The following is a 17,364-nucleotide window of genomic DNA, read 5'->3' on the forward strand; positions in this document are numbered from 1 at the left end:
GTGTCGCATCATCGCAACTTCATGCACAAAGAGCAATCAAAAGAGCGATGCCCCGATGATTTCGTCCTTCATTTAGCACGATGATGCAAAAGGAACGAATGGGGTGAGCCATTGGATGTGCTTGATATCACGGAATGGATTGAATGAGGGCTGCAGCGAGCACGACTAACACGCATCATGAAGACGATATCCCTTCTTTACGCCTCGATGTTGTTGGGCGCTGCCGTTACTCACGGTCAGAGCCAGAGCACACCCACAACACCCACACCTCCAGCGGTCACTCCGCCGAGTCCTTCTGCGCCCGCGACACCCGGAGCCTCGGATGCGGATAAGGTGCTGAACAAAGCAAAGCGGGAAAAGCAATTCTCCCGGCTCGACAAGAACAGTGACACGTTTGTGGATCGTGAGGAATTCAAGAACGCAAGGTTCGCGCAGAAGAAACCGCAACGCGCTGAGAAGCGCTTCGCCCGTGTGGACGGCAACAACGACGGTAAGCTCTCCAAGGATGAGTGGCTGGCGGCGCCGGTGCGCGGGAAGAAGAAGGTGTGACGACGACTTACGCTTTTCGTCCTGAAAAGCGTAGCAATCTCGCCCCCTTGCGAATGAACGTCAGGGTAAGGATCCGGAAGTGGTGCCGAAGGCCTTGGACTGCGTGCAGCCCCGCTGCCGCTTTCCCTCAGTGCAGCCTGCTGCACGCTCTACCGCGACGCAGGCGCCTGGTCTTCTGGAGATATCTTACTACGAGCAAGTGTCACCCTCGCCACAGCAGGCTGTGGACTCTGGAAAGCGGCAGCAGGCTGCACGCAGTCCAAGGACGCTGCGCGTCACAGCGTCCGGATCGTTCGTGAATGTTTTCCTTCACTTGCTTTCACACCGTTCTCTCAACCTGACGCCTAAGACGCAAAGCGCTATATCATGTGCATTCATTACTTCGCAGGCGTCAGCCAGAGGAACGTGGGATCCGTGCTAAGTGTGAGGGTCACCTTCCCTTCCTCACTTGGCACTTCGACGGCCGTGGAGGCATCCTTCGCGAACGGCATGCGCTCGGCCTTCTGCAAGGTCATCCCCTTGGTATCGACGCTGGTGGTGAAGTCATTCTTTGTGGGATGCCACACCGCCCAGATCACAGGAGAGCCTTCCTTCTCCGGCGTGAACTCGTAGATGTAGCCTTCCTCCAGCGAAGCGCGGACGGTGCGTGCATAGCGATAGTCTTCGAGCGACTTCAGCATCCAGGCGATGGCGTGGTAGGAGGGCTTGGGCTGGAAGTTGCGGGTGATGCCGGAGGCGTGGTGCAGGCGGGCTTCATCTGAGTCGTTGAAGAAATAGGTGAAGGCCTTGTCGATGTTCATCCCGGAGAAGAGGAGGAAGGAGCGCACGAGCCAGCGGGCCTGGTCTTCATCCGTGGAGTCTTCCCACTTGGCCCAGTCACCCTTGGGGTCGGGCTTCTTCTCCGCAGCGTCCCAGCCGAACTCGGAAACCCACACGGGCTTGCCGGGCGCATGCTCATCGCGCCAGTGTACGATCTCCTGGATGCGGCTGAGGAAGGGTACCTTCGGGTCTTCCGGATAGCTGCGGCGCCACACGGGCCATTGCGTGGCGATGGCATAGCGATGGATGCGAATGACATCATACAAATCTTCGAGTCCCTGGATGGCATCGGTGCCTTTCCAGTAGCGCTCGCTCTTGCCGGTCTCGATGTTGCAGGTGGCAATCTTCATCTTGGGATTCCCTTCACGCACACCACGCGCCATGGCTTCGAAGATGGCGCGATAGGATGGGTCGTCATACAGGCCGGGTTCATTGCCCAGTTCGACGTATTCCACATAAGGCCACTTGCCGCCGGGGCCGAAGTTTTCCGCGAAGCTTTTCGCATAGGCATGCGCATCGGTAGTCATGTTCTTCCAGTCCTTTTGCATCTCATCGATCTGGAAGCAGGCGGTGATGCGCAGGCCCTTCTCATGCCACGAGCCGTACACCTGTTCCCAGGAGACGCGGTTCTTCGCAAAGGGCCAGTCGGGAAGCTTGCTGGTGTCATCACCAAGGTCCCACTTCACGGGATGGTAGTCACGCACCCAGCGACACACCGGGTAGTAGAGATCCGGTTTGAAATTCACCGTGTGTCCGCACAGACCCACGAAGTCACGGAAGAGTGGAGTGGGTTTGGCTTCTGACTTCGCAGGTCCCGCGCCGTGCAGCGTGGTGAGGAAGACGAGGAGAAAGGGAATGACGCGGAGCATGGTCGTGTGAGTGCGAGGCTGTTCAAGGTGGAGGTCCACTTGGGGGAATGTCCCTGATGAGGTGAGGATAGTCAGCGACAAGCTTGTGCATTAAAAGAGCGCCCGCACTTTCTGAGACATTTCTAATTTCGTAGAACGCGCGGCTCTCCGTGATAATAACGTATTTCTTGGCAAACAAGGCGAGTACCACAGTCTTGTCCTTCGATTTCAGGGTAATCTTTACCACATCGGAACTTGCAGCCCCTTCATCGAGTGTAATCGGAACGCAATCGAGTCCTTTCAGGTAGTTCGTGATCCGGTCCACCACTTCGCGGGATTCCGTATTCAATTTCAAGTGGTGCCTTTTGTCATCTGACAGCGTCGTCCAGCCTTCGACCGCAACACTGTCGTATCCGCTCGCTGATTGCAGTTCTGGCAGGATGTCTCCATAGCAGGCTGCGAGTGATTGTAGCACCATCCAGGTGATTGCTAACCATCTCATAAGAATGCGTTTTCGCGGCCTCGATATGTCTTGCAGCTTGAAGTGGTATTCACACGTGGAGCCATTGTGGCTTCGAGAGACTCGTGGTGGCAAGCGTCTTGCGGAAAGGGTGCAGAATGTTGCTGTTGTTATTTAGGAGCGTAGCTCAGTGTCATTCTTGAATGTTGGCTTATCGTTTCTCTATGCACAAGTGTGTTTCGCTCGGCTAAATCGAAATTGGCTCGACATTGCAAATCGCGATTCGCTATTGTCTCGGGCGGCTATCCCTACCGCCATGAAAAGCTCCATGCCTCTTCTCGCAGCGGCACTGACGTGTGTCGCTGCTACCGGTCTCGGGCAAACACCCGACGCCATCACCACCAAGTTGACGGGCTTTCACACCGTCACTGCGCGAAAGTCCTCCACCACGCTCTTGGGAATTCATTTTGTCCGCTCCAGGCTTGCGTCTGGAAAGGTGGATGCCAAGGCAGCCAATTCGTTAACTGACAACGACGTCGACTTTGCGACGGCGCTTGCAGGCCAGACGAATCTTTGGGTGGAAATCACCAGTGGTCCGAACAAGGGAATCGCCAGCCCTGTGTCTTCAGTAAGTCAGAATGTGCTGACCACCGAGGACGATATCTCTGCCTTGATGGAAGTGGATGACACCTACGCCGTTCGTCCGGCGCATACTCCGGTATCGCTGTTCGGTGCTGCAAACGATGCGGGTCTCAGGCCGAGCAATAATGCAAACACACAAGGGAATGCAGACATCGTGCAGATACCCAATGGATCAGGTGGATACCGATACATCTACTATTCAACGGTGCGGGGTGGCTGGCGCGAGGTGGGAAGCCCGACGGTGGATGCGGGGAATGTCCCAGTGTATCACGTGGACGGCATCTGGATTGACCGCAATCGCACCACCAACCTGAACATCAAGTTCGCGGGGGAACTGCGGACCTCGCCCACGTACTTCTTCGCGGAGACTGGAACGAAGATTGATGTGAATGCGAGCTACAACACCGGAGCCACGCTGACCAACAGCGGACTGAAGGACTACGTCCAGCATGGCTCAGAGACCACGGCGGATCTCATCTGGTTTCAGAACACCAATGGCACATGGAGCCAGTACTACTACACGGATGCAGCGGCGCCGCTGACCGAGGGTTGGAAGCAGGTGGGACAGGGCGATGCTGACAAGGGCGCCACTGCATTCCCATCCGCATTTTCATTTGAGCGTCGGGGTGTCTCGGGAATTCTCAAGATGGTGCCGCCTCCCGCTTACGACGGATTGTAAGACACACTCAAAAAACTTCCCTTGAGTTGGGCTTTGGCAGAGCCCTCTTCCTGTGAGTTTAGGAAGGTGGGTTCTGCTGGAGGTCTTGTGCCAGTTGCTGAAGAAAACGCACCTGGGCAAAAGTCTCCACGGCGCCGGGACGTAGCTGGCGCACACGTGCAATGGCCTCATCAACCGCCATGCCGCGGGTGATAAGATGTCCCGCCAGCATGGTGCCAGTACGACCGATGCCAGCGACGCAATGCACGGCCACGCCATGACCTTGCGCGTGCTGTTGCCGGGTGAATTCCATGAAGGCCTGGAACTGCTCCATGCAGGGCGCTTGTCCATCCACAATAGGAAGGCAGAGGTAGGAGAAGCCTGCGGCGTTGTATGCGGCCTCGGCGGAGCGCATGTTTAATAAACAGACCACGGCGCGGATGCCCTCACGCCACAAGGAAGGAAGTTCATCCCTGAACGCATCCAACGCGGCGCCCGGAGTCTCATGACGGTCCGGGTGTACATGAGGCATCGAAGTCCCCGCGAGTGAGCTGGGGATGACCCACCAGAGGTCGGTTTCAGCAGGAGGTGGGGATGGCATATCGCGTTCTGGCGAAAGGTGATTCCCAGCGTTTACTTCACCAGCTTCAGCACGCGGTTGTTGTAGCTGTCCGTGATGTAGAGCTCGCCGGTCTTCGGGTGAATGGTCACGCCGTGGGGACGGGCGAGTTCGATCTTGAGCGGGTCACCACCTTCGCCGGCAGTGCCTTTCTTTCCGGTACCGGCCACGCGCTGGATGCTGCCGTTCGCAGGCACGTAGCGACGGATGATGTGGTTCTCCGCATCGGCAATGAGCACGGAATTGTCGCGATCCACGCAGATGTGCTTGGGGCCATTCATGGTGGCGTCAATCGCAGCGCCGCCATCGCCGGTGGCGCCTTTCTTGCCGGAGGCATTCACCACGGTGCGGATGCGGCCATCTTTTTCCACTACACGCAGGGCATTGCCGTTGCGCTCCAGAATGTAGATGCGGCCCTCGCGATCCACGGCGACGGCGCGTGGATCCACAAGGGGCGCTTCGGTGGCGAGATCTCCATCCTGGGGGACACCCTTCTGCCCGTTGCCGGCCACGGCCTTGAGATTACTGGTGGTAAGGTCGAGTTCAAGAATCTGACGCAGATTCGCGATGTAGAGCTTCGTGCCGGTGAAGTCGAGGGTGATGCAGTAGGGGCCGGAGCCCTTGGCCTTGTCGAGTGGTGTTGCGTAGCCTTTGAGCGGGGCCACGCGACCTGCTTTCACATCGACTTCACGTACGAGCCCGTTCCACGTGTCTGCGATGAGGATGTTCCCATTCGGCAGCACGGCGAGATTGTGCGGACCATTGAATTGCGCATCGATGGCAGGGCCGCCATCGCCGGAGAAGCCGGGCTTCAACTGACCAGCCACGTGGGAGAGCTTGCCCGTGGAGTCCACCTTCAGCAGGCGATTGCCGGAAACCATCTCCACGATCCACATGTTCCCCTCGGAGTCGAACTCGGTGCCAAAGGGTTCTTTCAGTACGGCTTCGAGGGCGGGGATGTTGACCGCGTCTTTCGAACCACCGGCGACGAGGACGAGCTTGTCAGCGAAGGTGGCACTCGTGGTGCATGCCAGAGCGATTGCGAGGATGAGTGAGTGGTGAAAGGTGAGGCGGGACATGGTGGAAGGTGGTGGGATTGGGGAACCACTAATGGACACTAATAGGCACTAATGGTTTTGCTTTGGGGTGTGAGGCGTCGCGAGGAGTGGTGGGGTTTGGGCGGACCGCTAATGGTCGCTGATGTTCGCTAATAGATTCGAGGGCGGATGTGGTCGGCTGACAAATGACGAGTGACCACGGATGAATGATTGCCTCTCACTTCTTCTTCATCACGCGCACGCGATGCGCTTCGCTGTCGCCGATGTAGACGGAGCCATCCTTGTCCACGTAGATGCCGTGAAGGCGGGCCATGGCGCAATTGAGCGGGTCGCCATCAGGGCCGTCACCTTTCTTGCCAGTGCCGGCCATGAGGAGAAGCTTGCCGGTCTTGGCTTCTACCATGCGCACGGTGTGGCTTTCGGTATCGGCGAGCCAGGCGTTGCCTTCGGCGTCGAGAGCGATGCCCTTGGGGCCGAAGAGTTTGGCTTCCTTGGCGGGGCCGCTATTGCCGGTGAAGCCCTTATCGCCGGTGCCGGCGATGTGATGAATCTTGCCTTCCTTCAGGTCGAGCTTGAGGACTTGGTTGCCCTCGCGCGTGACGAGCCAGAGATTTCCCTGCGGGTCGACGTCCATGGAGCGCGGTCCCTTGAGCGGCGTGCCGGCGATGGGTGAGCCATCGGGCGTGGGGCCGGGTTTGCCGGTGCCAGCGAAGGTGGAGATATTTCCTGTCTTCATGTCCACCTTGCGGATCACGTTGTTGCCGATGTCGCAGATGTAGAGGTCGCCTGCGAGGTCGAACTGGATGCTGTGCGGCTGCTTGAGTTGCGCCTTGTTCGCTGGGCCGCCATCACCGCTGTAGCCTGCGGTGCCGGTGCCAGCGAAGGTGGTGATGATGCCCGTCTTGCCATCCACCTTGCGGATGGCGTGGTTGGCCATGTCAGCGAGGTAGTAGTTGCCGTCTTTGTCGAAGCGGATCTCGTGCGGCAGGTTGAAGGTGGCCTGCAGCGCAGGACCGCCGTCGCCGGTGTAGCCCTTCGTTCCGGTGCCGGCCACGGTTTGAATCTTGCCATCCGGTGTGACCTTGCGAATCTTGTGGCCGGTGTATTCCGTGTACCAGATGGCGCCATCCGGGCCGCGCACCACGCCGAAGGGATTGTCCATCTTCGCCTTCGTGGCCGGACCTCCATCACCGCTGAAGCCCTGCTCACCGGTGCCTGCGAAGGTCTCGATGGTCCACTCTGCTGCGGAGATGTGGGCAGGAAGCGAGGCGGCGATGCAGCAGGCGAGAAGGGCGTGGGTGAGTCGGAGTTTCATGGGAGGGAGGTGGAGGAAAGGAAACGGGGGATGGAGAGCAGGAAATTACAAGGCGGGAGAGGAAAACAGAAGAAGAAAGGCGGTGCTTTCACCCAGGGTGAAGATGCCATCTGCCCGGAGTTGAAACCGGGTTGAGTGTCACATTCTGGAGGGGGGAGACATGCAGGGGGTATCCCGGGCTCGATCCCTGAATGATATGAAAACTGCATCCCGATTTGGCCTCATGCCGCTGGTTGTTGCGGCTTTCGGAATGTTCGCCACGGCAACCCTCAGCGCGCAGGTGCCGGATGTGCCCGAGACCTTCCCCAACGGCGTGGTGTACGGACCGAAGGCGGCTTTCGCCATCGCCGCGCCCAATGGTTGGGTGCTGGACAACAAGTCCGGCGCAGCGGATGGCCTGCCGTGTGTGCTCTATCCCAAGGACTCCACGTGGCAGACTGCGCCCGTGCTGATGTATGCGAAGATTGCCAGCACGACACATGAGGACGCAAAGGAGTTCATCAAGGTCGCGATCGAGCACATGACGAAGGAGCGTCCGGGCTTCACGCATCGCCAGGTGGCGGCGGGAAAAACGAACGAAGGTCTGGCATGGGTCATCAATGAATATCCTGCGTCAGAGTCGTATCCGCGTGTAGAACGCGTGGCGTATGTGCAGATGCCGAAGGCGGTGGCGTATATCGTGATGAGCGCGGAGAACGCGGATGTGGCTGCACGCTATGCGGTGGCGCTGGAGGATGTGATGGCGTCGTTTGCGTACAAGGAGGAGTTCATTGGATACAAGCCGCCGGCGGTGGGAGCGAAGGGGAAGTGAGGAAGGGTGATGAGTTAGGAAGTCGGGTCTCCTGACCGGACAGCGTCCGGCGGGTTTTCCTACCCGCCAGTTTAGTGAACCTTGCGCCCGCTTATGGCGTCAGGGGTTCGGGAGCAGGAATGCTCCCGCTCCTTGAGACGAGTGCATCGTCGTGGGAAAACAAAAAGCCCACCGGAAGTCCGATGGGCTCTCTTGAATGAAATTGAGTGTCTGATTTGAAGAAGACTCGGCTTACTTCACTTCTTCCACCTTGAGCGTGTGCTTCACGGGCACGAGGAGTTTGCGGGCTTCGGTGTCGAGGTTCTGCTGCTTGACGGTCATCTTCTTTTTGAGCAGTTCGAGCGCGGTGCCGAATTCCGGGTCTTCCTTCACGTCGTTGGCGAAGGAGCGGAACTGGGTGATGAGGTTTTTGATCATCACGGTTTCGAGGGCTTGCTTCGTACCCACGGCTCCGGAGAACTTGGAGAAGGCGCTGTCGAAGGGCGTGCTGCTGAACTCAGCGGCGAGGTTGATGCCGGAGGCGAGTTGTTCCTTGGTGAACTCCTTCGTTTCCTTGCCCCAGGTGACCTTGGCCTTGGGTGCGGAGAGGTTCTTCACCTGCAGAGTGTAGCGGTTCAGCTTTTCGTTGAAGTCGCAGAAGGGAAGGATGCTGCGGCTGCCGCCCTTGGCATCGCCTTCGAAACAGAAGGGCCAGCGGGTGCTTTCGAGTTCCGCGGTGCCATTTGCGCTGCTCAGGACCTTGTGGCCTTCGCTGGCGGTGGCGTTGCCCTTCATGTCGATGGTGATGGTGCCGATGTTACCATCCACGCCGAGGGACTTCAGGAAGGCGAGCGCCATGAGGAGCTGGCCGTTGGAGTTCGGGTGCACGCCATCGCGACCGCACACATCGTAATCCGCGCCGAGGGTGGCCTTGGCCTTGGTCATGGCGTTGATCATCTCGTCATGCACATTGGCGAAGCCGGTCTTGTATTCGGCGGCGAGCTTCGCGTCGATGTCGCGCAGGTGGGCGAGGTTGTCGTTGTAGATATCGGGGCCGGTGGCCTTGCTCGCGTAGTACTTGGTATCCACCGCGCCGGGGGAGCCTGCCACGATGCCGGTCACGCCGAGCTTCGCCGCGGTGGTGAGGATGGCACGCATGTTCTTCTCGTACTCGTTGCCGATGCCGGGATTGAAGGCCACGTAGCTGCCGTCATTCATGCCGTAGCACAGGGTCATGGCGGTGGGCTGGAAGGTGGAGAGGTCATTCTCCATGCGCGCCGCGAATCCGCCCGCGCGCTCCCCGCTCCAGCCGTACTGGAAGACCTTGATGTCCGGACGTCCGGCGCTGGCGAGCAGGTAGACCTCGATGAACTTGGAATACTGCTTCTGCTCCGTGATGGAGTCACCGACGATGGCGAGCTTGGTGTTCGGCGGGAGCTTGATGCCTACGCCTTGCGGCACGGTGCTTGTCTTCGTTTCACTGAAGGCGGGGAGTGAGAGGGCGGCAAGGAGGCCGGCGAGGAGGATGGGGCGGAGTCGGAGGCGGGTTGTCATGGGAGGGGATGTGGGAGACATCATACAGCGATGGGAGGCGGGGAATTTCACCGAGGTGGTAAAACGTGGGGAGATGGGTGTGGTAGGCTGCATGGGATTCAACGCAGCGCCGAGCGGAGCGAGACGACCGCGAAGCGGCCCGAAGGGTGAGGACGGCAGGACGAATCAAACACAGAGACGCAGAGGAACTTCGGAGACTGAGATGAGGGTGTGCAGTTCAACGAAGTGAATTCGCAGGAGAACGTCCATTGAGGTGCAACGCATTTTTGGACCAGCGAGTGTCTTAGTTTAGGTTTCTGGATTGGGTCTCAAACTGATTGGGGGTGAGGTAACCGATGGCGGAGTGCTTGCGCTGGTTGTTGTAGTAGCCCTCGATGTACTCAAAGAGTTCCAGTCGTGCATCGGTGAGATCTTCAAAGCGGCCTCCTTGAAGCATCTCGCGCTTGAGGGTACCCATGAAGGACTCTGTCCACGCATTGTCATAGGGGTTGGCTCGCCCCGACATGCTCTGGCGCAGGCCGGCACGCGTGAGCACGGAACGGAAGGCCGTGCTGCCATACTGGCTGCCCCGGTCGCTGTGGAAGACAATGCCGCTGGCTTTGGGATGGGTTTGCAGGGCTTGTTCCAAGGCGTGGACGACGAGTTCTGCACGCATGTGTGACGCCAGACTCCAGCCCACAATGCGACGCGAGCCCAAATCCATGACCACGGCCAGATAGAGCCAGTTTGCCGTAGTGGGAATGAAGGTGATGTCTGCGACCCAGGCCTCGCCGGGCTTCTGCGGCACAGGCTGCTGGGCCAACAGATTGGCAGAGGGACGGTCTGCCCGGCCATCGCTGGTTTTGGGCAGGTAGTTCTTGGGTTGGATGGCCTTGAGGCCCCGTGTTTTGAGGATGCGGCGCAGCTTGGAGGGTGCACACACGATGCCATGGTCGCGCAGTTCCTCATGGATCCTGCGGTAGCCATAGCGGTGCCGGTTGCGTTTGAAGATCTCCTCGATGAGTTCACCCAGACGAGCGTCTTGCTCATGGCTGGAGGCAGACTTCGCCACATGGTAAAAGCTGCTGCGGGGCAGCTCCAGGACGTCGCAGATCTTGCGCACACTCCCACCGGTCTGGCGCTGGAGTTGCAGGATCATTTCGCGGGTTTGGACGGTTGTGGCGTGCCCAGGATGACAGCGGCCTTTTTTAAAATGTCGTTCTCCAGACGCAGGTTGGCGATTTCACGCCGCAGCCGGTGCAGCTCGTTGGCTTCGCCCTCCTCGCCTCCGGCTCGGAGGTCTGCGCCTACGAGCTGCACCGGCTGCCTTTGGGACCGGGTCCAACGGTAAAGGATGCCAGTGCCAATGCCGAGTTCTTCAGCCACCTCGGACACACTCTTGCCCATGCGGACCAACTCCACGGCATGGGTTTTAAAATCACTGCTGTAACGCTTTTTTCGGGTCACGGTACTCATACGGCTTGTCTCTTATCCCGTGGTCCAAGAAATTAGCGCACCTCACATCTACCATTTTCCTAAAATGAACTCCGTGTCTTTGTGTCTCCGTGACTCTGTGTTGAATGGCCCTGACGCAACCCTGCCCAGTGTTCACTCCCCCCGTCGCCCGATCACGGCTTTCCTCGCCTTCTCCAAGCCCGCCTGCATGCCACTGCGAATCAACGCGAGGTCGGAATCCATGGCGAGGCAGGTGAAGCCCATCTCAAGGAGGCCCGGCAGGTCGGAGGCCTTGCGCACGAGAATGCCGGCTTCTTTTCCGGCGGCGTGGGCGACGGTGACGACGTGCTTGAGGCAATCATCGTAGCCTTCCGCGATTTCATTCGGACGGGCGCGAAGGTCGAACTGCAAATCCGCGGGTCCCACGAAGAGGACATCCACACCCTCCACGGCGGCGATGGAGGCGGCGTTCACCACGCCATCGATGGTCTCAATCTGCGCCATGAAGACGGGCGGGGGTGGAGAGGCCTCGGGCAGATTCAAGCCGTAGCCGTACACGCGGGCGGAGCGGGAGATACCGCGCTTTCCCACGGGCGGGTAGTGCATGGCCTCTACGCAGGCCTGTGCGGCCTCGGCGTCATTCACATGCGGGACCATGATGCCACGGGCGCCCCAGTCGAGCACGCGACCGATGAGGTCGGGATGCGGCGCACCGACGCGCACGATGGCTGACGTGATCGAGCCACGCAGGGCGCGCAGTTGCGAAGGGATGGCGGCTTCCGATTCGCAGCCGTGCTCCAGATCCATGAGCACCCAGTCATAACCTACGCCCGCAGCGAGCTCGGCAATCACAGGGGAGCCGATGGAAAGCCAGGTGCCAAGACGGGTGCGGTGGGCGGCGGAGGGGTCGCTCATAGTTGGGAGACTTCTAGGTCCTCCCGGAGTCCATGCAAGGCGCGGAACAGTCGTTCTCGCGTGAAGGTCCGCAGGTCCGCCCCGGAGCTGCCGGAGCCGATGAGGAAAAAGCCATCCGTGCGCTTGAAGTAGCCTGCGCCCACGCGGATGACGGACTTCACGAGCATGTTCCGCAGCAGGTGCAGCCAGAAGCGGCGGCGATGCTCCGGTGGCAGGGGGCGCACGGAGGCGTAGCCGAGCATCGCGGCCTCAATGACGTCTCCCTCGTGAAAGCAGGCCAGCAGGGACAGGTCATCCATGGCATCGCCGGAGACCGCATCATCCCAGTCGATGTAAGCTTCGATTTGTGTCTCGGTGCCGAGGATGTTCCAAAGGGCAAGGTCCTTGTGCACCAGGCAGCCCTGTTTCAGGTCGAGCAGCTTCTCATGTTTTTCGATTTCATTGCGAATCTCCCGCGCTTCATCCAGAGAGAGAAACTCCTGCTCCACGAGGTAGTGCAGGTGGCGGTCCAGCCGCATGAGGAAGTAGTCCGCGTATTTGTCGTGGAACCCCACCAGGTCATCGATATCCCGCAGCGCCTGGGGATTGAAGGGGCCGAAGCCCGTGGGCTGCAGCGCCTGCCACTTCGCCACAGCGGCGCCGATGGACGCGGCTGCCTGCCTCAGGTCCAGCACACCCTCTTTCTCCCAGTGATTGAGGTCGGGGTGGGGGATGTGATCCATGACCTGCCAGGCAAAAGGCACGTCGGTGCGGGTGGCATCCACGATGTACACCTGCGGGGCGCGGATGCCGAGGAAGCGCACCTCCTGCAGCACGCGGGACTCCACCTCGATGTAGTCGTCCCGGTCCGGTCCGTCCTCCACGCGGATGAAGAAGTTGCGGGCCTCCGTCTTCAGCAGCCAGGTGACGTGATTTCCCTGGCTGCCCGTGGGCTCCAAGGAAAGGTGTTTCCCAATGGCGTGCGGGCGCAGCACGTCCAGGAGCTGCTGCTCCAGGGCGGCGTGGTCCCGCGTTTCCTGGGTGCCGTGGAAGGCAGCCGGGCGGTCACATTTCCAGTAGTGGATGTGACTGCGCGGATGGGAGAGCAGAGGAGAGCGTTTCACTGTGGCTTTAACGATCATCAGGAGCTCCGCTTTGAAGAAGTTTCAACAACTTGTGGGTTGACGGGGTGTCTCCTCCACCAAGCGGCGGCGAGGCTGCCCACGATATTCTGCACCACGCTGCTGAAGACCGCAGGCACGGCGGCCAGCGGCTCCATGGGGAAATTCTTTTTCGCCAGCGCGGCGGCGAGCCCGCCATTCTGCATGCCCACCTCGATGGAAACGGTGCGGGCGACCAGTTCCGGGTAGCCTAGCACGCGGGCCACGACGTAGCCCAGCACGAAGCCGAGCACATGCAGCAGCACGGCGGCGACGAGGAGCTTGCCGGCATTGGCCATGACGGCAGCGGCGTTGTTGGAGACGATGCCACACGTGATGAGCACCAGGGCGATGACGGAAACGACAGGACCGAAGCGCGAGATTTTTGCGACCTGCCGGGGGAAGAGCCAATTACTCAACACACCGATGAGCACGGGGGCCACCACGATCTGCATCGTGGAAAGGCTCAGGCCCCATGCGTCAACCGGCACGCGATGACCCACAAGCCACTGGCACCACAGCGGCGTGGCGATGAAGGCCAGCAGCGTGGATGTGAGCGTGACGGAAACCGCGAGTGCCACATCCGCCTTCGCCAGGTAGCTGATGACATTCGACGCGGTGCCGGAGGGACACGAGGCGACGAGGATGAGGCCCACGGCGAAGCCTTTTTCCAAGTCGAGCAGATGAGCGAGGCCCCAGCCCGTAAGCGGCATGATGGTGTAGTGCGCGAGGAACCCCAAGGTGAGCGAGCCGGGCATGCGGAAGAGGCGCTTGAAGTCCTCAATGGTGAGCGTGAAGCCCATGCCGAGCATCACGAGCGTGAGCGCCCAGGTAATCCAGGGTCCGGTGAACCACATGAAGTCTGAAGGCCGCCAGAGCGAGAGCAGCGCTCCGCCCACGAGCCAGACGGGGTAGAGGTTGGTGAAGCGGGTCATGGTGGAGGAAGTGAAAAGGGATAAGTGAAAAGAGAAAAGGGAGGCGGCTGAAGCGGCTTTGGTGGCCCTGGGAGCGCTGGCCTCTGGCCGGCGGTGGGACGTTGCAGGCCGGTGATGGGTGTGATCGCGTGCAGTGGCTTCAACACAGAGACGCAGAGACGCAGAGGAACTTCGGAGACTGATGATGAGCCTGAGCGGCAGGGTATACCTTTCTCCTAACTCATAACGAATAACCTCTGCCCCATAACTATTTCCCCAGCGGTGGCAGCTTCGCACTGTAATGCACCGCCCGATGCCGGTTGTCATCGTAGGCGAAATGCAGCCACTGCTTGTCCTTGCTCACGAAGCCGTCGGGATAGTTGATGCGGCCCTTCGGTCCGTCGCTGGATTCGGGGACGAGCACGCGCTGGTAGGGCCAGGTCTTCAGGCCATCGAAGCTAATCCACAGGGCGAGGGGGCTGCGGTGTGTGGGATTCGGATTGTGCAGCATGGCCACGGTGTCGCCGCCGAGGGAGAAGAGGCTGGCCTTGGAGCCGGGATTGGGGATGTCCGTCTTCGTGGCGAACTCGGGCCACGTTTTGCCGCCGTCCTTGGACTCGGCGTAGTAGAGCACGCCGCCGAGCTTGTCGGCGCGGATGACCATAGCGATTCGGCCATCGCTCAGTTCCACGATGCTCGGTTCGGCCCAGCCGAAGTACTTGTCGTCTTCTGTGAGGCGGATGTTGCCGTGCTCGCTCCAGGTCTTGCCGCCGTCGCTGCTGATGAGCACGCCGTTGCGCGTGTTCGTGAAGGCTCGCTCCAGCGGCGGCTTCTCCTGCTCGGCTTCCGGTCCGATGTAATGCTGGAAGGGCAGCATGATGCGCCCGTCCTTCGTGATGATACTGGGGCGGATGAAGGTGCGCAGCGCAAGGCGACCGGGCAGGGGTTCGGGCTTGCTCCAGGTCTTGCAACCGTCATCGCTGTGGATGAACCACGAGTGCCAGTTTGTGTTCCAGTGCTTCGCGTGGGTGGAGAAGTAGAGCGTGGTGCGATTGCCGTTGACGAGGACCTCTGTGGGACCCTGGCCCATGGTATCGCCCTCGCGGGGGAAGCCGACGTTGAAGGCCTCCAGTGGCGTCCACGTTTTGCCCTGGTCGGTGCTGCGGGAGATGCCGGTGTAGTTCAGCGGCGAAGGCTCGGTGTCACCACCGGCAAGAATGAAGAGCACCCATGACCCATCCGGCAGCTCGCGCAGGGTGGTATCACACACCATGCTGTTGGGCTTGATGCCATCATACGGATGGCTGCTGCGGTCCTCCTTGGCGTCCTTCGCTGCCTGGGCGGTCCAGTCCACGGTTTCCGCGTGGGAAAGGGACAGTCCGGCGCTGGTGGCACCGGTCAGGGCGAGGGAGAGGAGGAGGCGTCGCGTCAGCTTCATGATGATGATGGATAGGGTGTGATGACTTCTCTCAGGAGGTGGTGGAAGGAGCGGGGGCGGGCTTGGGTGCGGGGGCGGGAGCCGGGGAAGAAGAAGGCGCCGTCGTGGGAGGCGCAGCCGGTGCAGGAGCGGGTTGTGTGGCAGGTGCTGGTGTCGGAGCTGCCGGAGCTGGCGTGGGCGCGGGTGTGCCACCGGGTGGCGTGGTCGGGGCGGGTGCAGGGGCAGGCGTTGTTCCAGGTGCCGGTGAAGGAGTACCAGCAGGAGCAGGAGCAGGAGTGGTCGCGGGCGCCGGTGCTGGCTCCGTCGCAGGTGGCGCAGGCGGAGGCGTTACGGTGGCGCGCACGGATTCGATGAGGAAGCCCTCGTCACCTTCATCCGCGGCGGATTGAAAATGCGCGTAGCTGATGCCGTGGCGGGATTCGCGGGAGAAGCTCAGCGTGCCGGTGGCGGGCTGGCCATCGATGAGTACCTCGCACTTCGCGCCCTTGATGCACTCAGCCCATTTGAAGGTGAGGGTGTGCCACTGGCCGGGGGTGAGCTTCACGCCTTCCACATTCGTCGTGCCGTCGCCTTTGATCTGCAGGCTGCCCATGGCCAGCGTATGAGCGCTGGGGTCGGTGGGATTCAGCCAACGGTCGATGAGCGAGAGGCGTGCACCGGCGGACTTTTCCTGGAGGCGCAAGCGGACCTCAAAGCTGCCCGCGGGTGCGGCGGGGAAGTTCCACACGGCGCCTGCGTTCGCGTACATCGCATTGCCATCCGCCACGCGCTTCACCAGCAGGGCCTGCTTCTCCGCGCTGTCGGGATGCGGCACGAGGGCGCAGGACTCGAAGCGGTTCAACGCGCAATGGCCGCGAATGCCACGCTGGAAGCCCTGCACGGACCAGTCTTCGAGGGCATTCGCGAAGTTGTTGCTGCGTTCCTTTTCCTCCAGCCAAGCAGGATTGAAGAGAACCAGCGAGCGGTGCAGCCAGTGCTGGCCCAGTGCCACGAGCACACGACCCTCGGCAACCTCCACGGCTTGCGACTGATGCACGCTGCGGTCGATGCCGCCAGTCTCGGCGTAGCGTCGGTCATTGCGCGCGGGATTCAGATAGAGCTCACGGAAGCCATGCCATGTCTTTCCATCGTCACTCGAAATGGCGGCGTGGATGACATCGCGATTGTTAAACATGTCCTCGCCCTGCCCGTCATTGGCGCGACCCAGATAGGGTGCGGTGGCGGTGTTCTTCACGAACTCGGGCAGGGGCGTCGTGTTGTTCCAGAGGAAGAGGAGATTTCCATTTCTCAGCCGCTTGATGGTCGGCATGGTGAGCGTGCCGAAGAAGGCCGAGGGCTGCGGCTCGCTCCATGTGGCGCCGCCATTCTCGGAGAAGGACTCGTAGTGCGTGTCCTGCGAGGTGCGGAAAATCATCCACACGCGTCCGTCCTTCAGCTCCACAAACGTGGGCTCGTAGCCTTCATTCTGCCAGCGTACGGACTTGTCGCGGCCATTGGGCTTGTGCGGAGGTGCGGACACAAGGTTGGAGCGCTGCCACGTTGCGCCCTCGTCATCCGAGTAGATGGCACCCACCTGATTCAGGAAGTCCGGCTCGAAGCGCCGCATGGTGGTGAAGGGCACGAGGATGCGCTTCCCCTCGCGGATGAACACCGCAGGACGCGTGAGGCCAATCTCCGGACTGCGCACCGGCGTTTCCCAGATGCGGTGCATGGTCCACTGCGCATCCATGCCGCCCTTCGAGCGGATGGCATACACGCCGTCCTCCTTCGAGAGGAGGCGCACGTATTCATTCGTCACCGGACTGCGCGCATCCGCAGCCATGTGATTCGGAGCCACGGACTTGCTGTCCCAGGTGAGGCCGTTGTCCAGGCTCACGATGTAGTTCTTCGGCAGATGGTCCGGTTGGTGATGCAGCAGGATGCTCACCTGGTCGCCATAATCATAGTGACGGATCTCGCCATTCACCAGGCGCACCAGGCCATACCCAGCATCCGTGGGCGGACGCCCCACCCACACCGGCGCATTCACCTCCGCGATGGTGGCGGGCACTTTCGCGGGGAACACCAGCGCGGGATTCGCAGCGGTAAGCAACACGGGAGTGCTGAGCAGGCTCATGCTCAGGCTCGCAAGCAGGAGGGCAAGGCTTCGTGATGTGGACGTGGGCAGCATCATGGGAATTTCCGGGGTTGAGTAAGGCGAAACTTTGCCTCA

At 60.6% G+C, this 17,364-nt stretch carries 16 protein-coding genes; 3 read left to right on the forward strand and 13 right to left on the reverse strand.

What is annotated here, in order from left to right; all coding sequences use genetic code 11:
- Nucleotides 1–177 precede the first annotated feature (177 nt).
- Nucleotides 178–549: a hypothetical protein gene (locus G5S37_RS07770; RefSeq protein WP_165202424.1), complete on the forward strand. Its 372-nt coding sequence runs from the start codon at nucleotides 178–180 to the stop codon at nucleotides 547–549.
- Nucleotides 550–926: 377 nt separating this feature from the next.
- Here G5S37_RS07770 and G5S37_RS07775 read toward each other — a convergent pair whose 3' ends face one another.
- Both G5S37_RS07775 and G5S37_RS07780 read right to left on the reverse strand, forming a co-directional pair.
- Complete coding sequence (locus G5S37_RS07775) at nucleotides 927–2,237, reverse strand: hypothetical protein (RefSeq protein WP_165202426.1); 1,311 nt, start codon at nucleotides 2,235–2,237, stop codon at nucleotides 927–929.
- Nucleotides 2,238–2,259: 22 nt separating this feature from the next.
- Complete coding sequence (locus G5S37_RS07780; protein WP_165202428.1) at nucleotides 2,260–2,718, reverse strand: hypothetical protein; 459 nt, start codon at nucleotides 2,716–2,718, stop codon at nucleotides 2,260–2,262.
- 286 nt (nucleotides 2,719–3,004) lie between these two features.
- Here G5S37_RS07780 and G5S37_RS07785 point away from each other — a divergent pair, with 286 nt between their 5' ends.
- The gene (locus G5S37_RS07785; protein ID WP_165202430.1) at nucleotides 3,005–3,997 is read left to right on the forward strand and encodes a hypothetical protein; all 993 of its coding nucleotides are present in this window, start codon (nucleotides 3,005–3,007) and stop codon (nucleotides 3,995–3,997) included.
- Between the two features lie 58 nt (nucleotides 3,998–4,055).
- Here the strand turns inward: G5S37_RS07785 and G5S37_RS07790 are convergent, their stop codons facing one another.
- The 3 genes from G5S37_RS07790 to G5S37_RS07800 all read right to left on the reverse strand — a co-directional run bounded on the left by G5S37_RS07790 (nucleotide 4,056) and on the right by G5S37_RS07800 (nucleotide 6,968).
- Nucleotides 4,056–4,577: a dual specificity protein phosphatase family protein gene (locus G5S37_RS07790; RefSeq protein WP_165202432.1), complete on the reverse strand. Its 522-nt coding sequence runs from the start codon at nucleotides 4,575–4,577 to the stop codon at nucleotides 4,056–4,058.
- Between the two features lie 32 nt (nucleotides 4,578–4,609).
- A complete protein-coding gene (locus G5S37_RS07795; RefSeq protein WP_165202434.1) occupies nucleotides 4,610–5,674 on the reverse strand; it encodes a hypothetical protein in 1,065 nt (354 codons plus the stop codon).
- A 196-nt stretch (nucleotides 5,675–5,870) separates the two neighbouring features.
- Complete coding sequence (locus tag G5S37_RS07800) at nucleotides 5,871–6,968, reverse strand: hypothetical protein (protein ID WP_165202436.1); 1,098 nt, start codon at nucleotides 6,966–6,968, stop codon at nucleotides 5,871–5,873.
- Nucleotides 6,969–7,164: 196 nt separating this feature from the next.
- Here G5S37_RS07800 and G5S37_RS07805 point away from each other — a divergent pair, with 196 nt between their 5' ends.
- Nucleotides 7,165–7,779, forward strand: a complete 615-nt coding sequence (locus G5S37_RS07805; protein WP_165202438.1) for a hypothetical protein — start codon at nucleotides 7,165–7,167, stop codon at nucleotides 7,777–7,779.
- Nucleotides 7,780–8,010: 231 nt separating this feature from the next.
- Here the strand turns inward: G5S37_RS07805 and G5S37_RS07810 are convergent, their stop codons facing one another.
- The 8 genes from G5S37_RS07810 to G5S37_RS07845 all read right to left on the reverse strand — a co-directional run bounded on the left by G5S37_RS07810 (nucleotide 8,011) and on the right by G5S37_RS07845 (nucleotide 17,325).
- A complete protein-coding gene (locus G5S37_RS07810; RefSeq protein WP_165202440.1) occupies nucleotides 8,011–9,312 on the reverse strand; it encodes an SGNH/GDSL hydrolase family protein in 1,302 nt (433 codons plus the stop codon).
- A gap of 283 nt (nucleotides 9,313–9,595) precedes the next feature.
- Nucleotides 9,596–10,450 (reverse strand): IS3 family transposase, encoded by an 855-nt coding sequence (locus G5S37_RS07815; RefSeq protein WP_165200235.1) that lies wholly within the window; start codon nucleotides 10,448–10,450, stop codon nucleotides 9,596–9,598.
- Nucleotides 10,447–10,767: a transposase gene (locus G5S37_RS07820; RefSeq protein ID WP_165200233.1), complete on the reverse strand. Its 321-nt coding sequence runs from the start codon at nucleotides 10,765–10,767 to the stop codon at nucleotides 10,447–10,449. Before G5S37_RS07820 ends, G5S37_RS07815 begins: the two co-directional genes overlap by 4 nt.
- Before the next feature lie 132 nt (nucleotides 10,768–10,899).
- Nucleotides 10,900–11,661 (reverse strand): aldolase/citrate lyase family protein, encoded by a 762-nt coding sequence (locus G5S37_RS07825; protein WP_165202442.1) that lies wholly within the window; start codon nucleotides 11,659–11,661, stop codon nucleotides 10,900–10,902.
- Complete coding sequence (locus G5S37_RS07830) at nucleotides 11,658–12,764, reverse strand: phosphotransferase (RefSeq protein ID WP_165202444.1); 1,107 nt, start codon at nucleotides 12,762–12,764, stop codon at nucleotides 11,658–11,660. The genes G5S37_RS07825 and G5S37_RS07830 overlap by 4 nt, the downstream gene beginning before the upstream one ends.
- A 17-nt stretch (nucleotides 12,765–12,781) precedes the next feature.
- Nucleotides 12,782–13,735 carry a bile acid:sodium symporter family protein gene (locus tag G5S37_RS07835; protein WP_165202446.1) on the reverse strand — a complete coding sequence of 318 codons (954 nt, stop codon included), beginning with the start codon at nucleotides 13,733–13,735 and terminating at the stop codon, nucleotides 12,782–12,784.
- Between the two features lie 247 nt (nucleotides 13,736–13,982).
- Entirely contained in the window at nucleotides 13,983–15,152 is a 1,170-nt protein-coding gene (locus G5S37_RS07840) for a sialidase family protein (RefSeq protein WP_165202448.1), read from the reverse strand.
- A gap of 31 nt (nucleotides 15,153–15,183) precedes the next feature.
- Nucleotides 15,184–17,325, reverse strand: coding sequence for an exo-alpha-sialidase (locus G5S37_RS07845; protein WP_165202450.1), 2,142 nt, complete (start codon nucleotides 17,323–17,325; stop codon nucleotides 15,184–15,186).
- Nucleotides 17,326–17,364: the final 39 nt, after the last annotated feature.

It is taken from the genome of Roseimicrobium sp. ORNL1 (genome assembly GCF_011044495.1).
In the GTDB taxonomy this organism is placed as follows: domain Bacteria; phylum Verrucomicrobiota; class Verrucomicrobiia; order Verrucomicrobiales; family Verrucomicrobiaceae; genus Roseimicrobium.

What these genes read in the sequence shown, in the direction of transcription:
- G5S37_RS07825 (WP_165202442.1), bottom strand. Translation starts at nt 11,661, where the DNA reads ATGAGCGACCCCTCCGCCGCCCACCGCACCCGTCTTGGCACCTGGCTT.
- G5S37_RS07780 (WP_165202428.1), bottom strand. Translation starts at nt 2,718, where the DNA reads ATGAGATGGTTAGCAATCACCTGGATGGTGCTACAATCACTCGCAGCC.
- G5S37_RS07805 (WP_165202438.1), top strand. Translation starts at nt 7,165, where the DNA reads ATGAAAACTGCATCCCGATTTGGCCTCATGCCGCTGGTTGTTGCGGCT.
- G5S37_RS07800 (WP_165202436.1), bottom strand. Translation starts at nt 6,968, where the DNA reads ATGAAACTCCGACTCACCCACGCCCTTCTCGCCTGCTGCATCGCCGCC.
- G5S37_RS07785 (WP_165202430.1), top strand. Translation starts at nt 3,005, where the DNA reads ATGCCTCTTCTCGCAGCGGCACTGACGTGTGTCGCTGCTACCGGTCTC.
- G5S37_RS07820 (WP_165200233.1), bottom strand. Translation starts at nt 10,767, where the DNA reads ATGAGTACCGTGACCCGAAAAAAGCGTTACAGCAGTGATTTTAAAACC.
- G5S37_RS07815 (WP_165200235.1), bottom strand. Translation starts at nt 10,450, where the DNA reads ATGATCCTGCAACTCCAGCGCCAGACCGGTGGGAGTGTGCGCAAGATC.
- G5S37_RS07835 (WP_165202446.1), bottom strand. Translation starts at nt 13,735, where the DNA reads ATGACCCGCTTCACCAACCTCTACCCCGTCTGGCTCGTGGGCGGAGCG.
- G5S37_RS07845 (WP_165202450.1), bottom strand. Translation starts at nt 17,325, where the DNA reads ATGATGCTGCCCACGTCCACATCACGAAGCCTTGCCCTCCTGCTTGCG.
- G5S37_RS07795 (WP_165202434.1), bottom strand. Translation starts at nt 5,674, where the DNA reads ATGTCCCGCCTCACCTTTCACCACTCACTCATCCTCGCAATCGCTCTG.
- G5S37_RS07810 (WP_165202440.1), bottom strand. Translation starts at nt 9,312, where the DNA reads ATGACAACCCGCCTCCGACTCCGCCCCATCCTCCTCGCCGGCCTCCTT.
- G5S37_RS07790 (WP_165202432.1), bottom strand. Translation starts at nt 4,577, where the DNA reads ATGCCATCCCCACCTCCTGCTGAAACCGACCTCTGGTGGGTCATCCCC.
- G5S37_RS07775 (WP_165202426.1), bottom strand. Translation starts at nt 2,237, where the DNA reads ATGCTCCGCGTCATTCCCTTTCTCCTCGTCTTCCTCACCACGCTGCAC.
- G5S37_RS07840 (WP_165202448.1), bottom strand. Translation starts at nt 15,152, where the DNA reads ATGAAGCTGACGCGACGCCTCCTCCTCTCCCTCGCCCTGACCGGTGCC.
- G5S37_RS07770 (WP_165202424.1), top strand. Translation starts at nt 178, where the DNA reads ATGAAGACGATATCCCTTCTTTACGCCTCGATGTTGTTGGGCGCTGCC.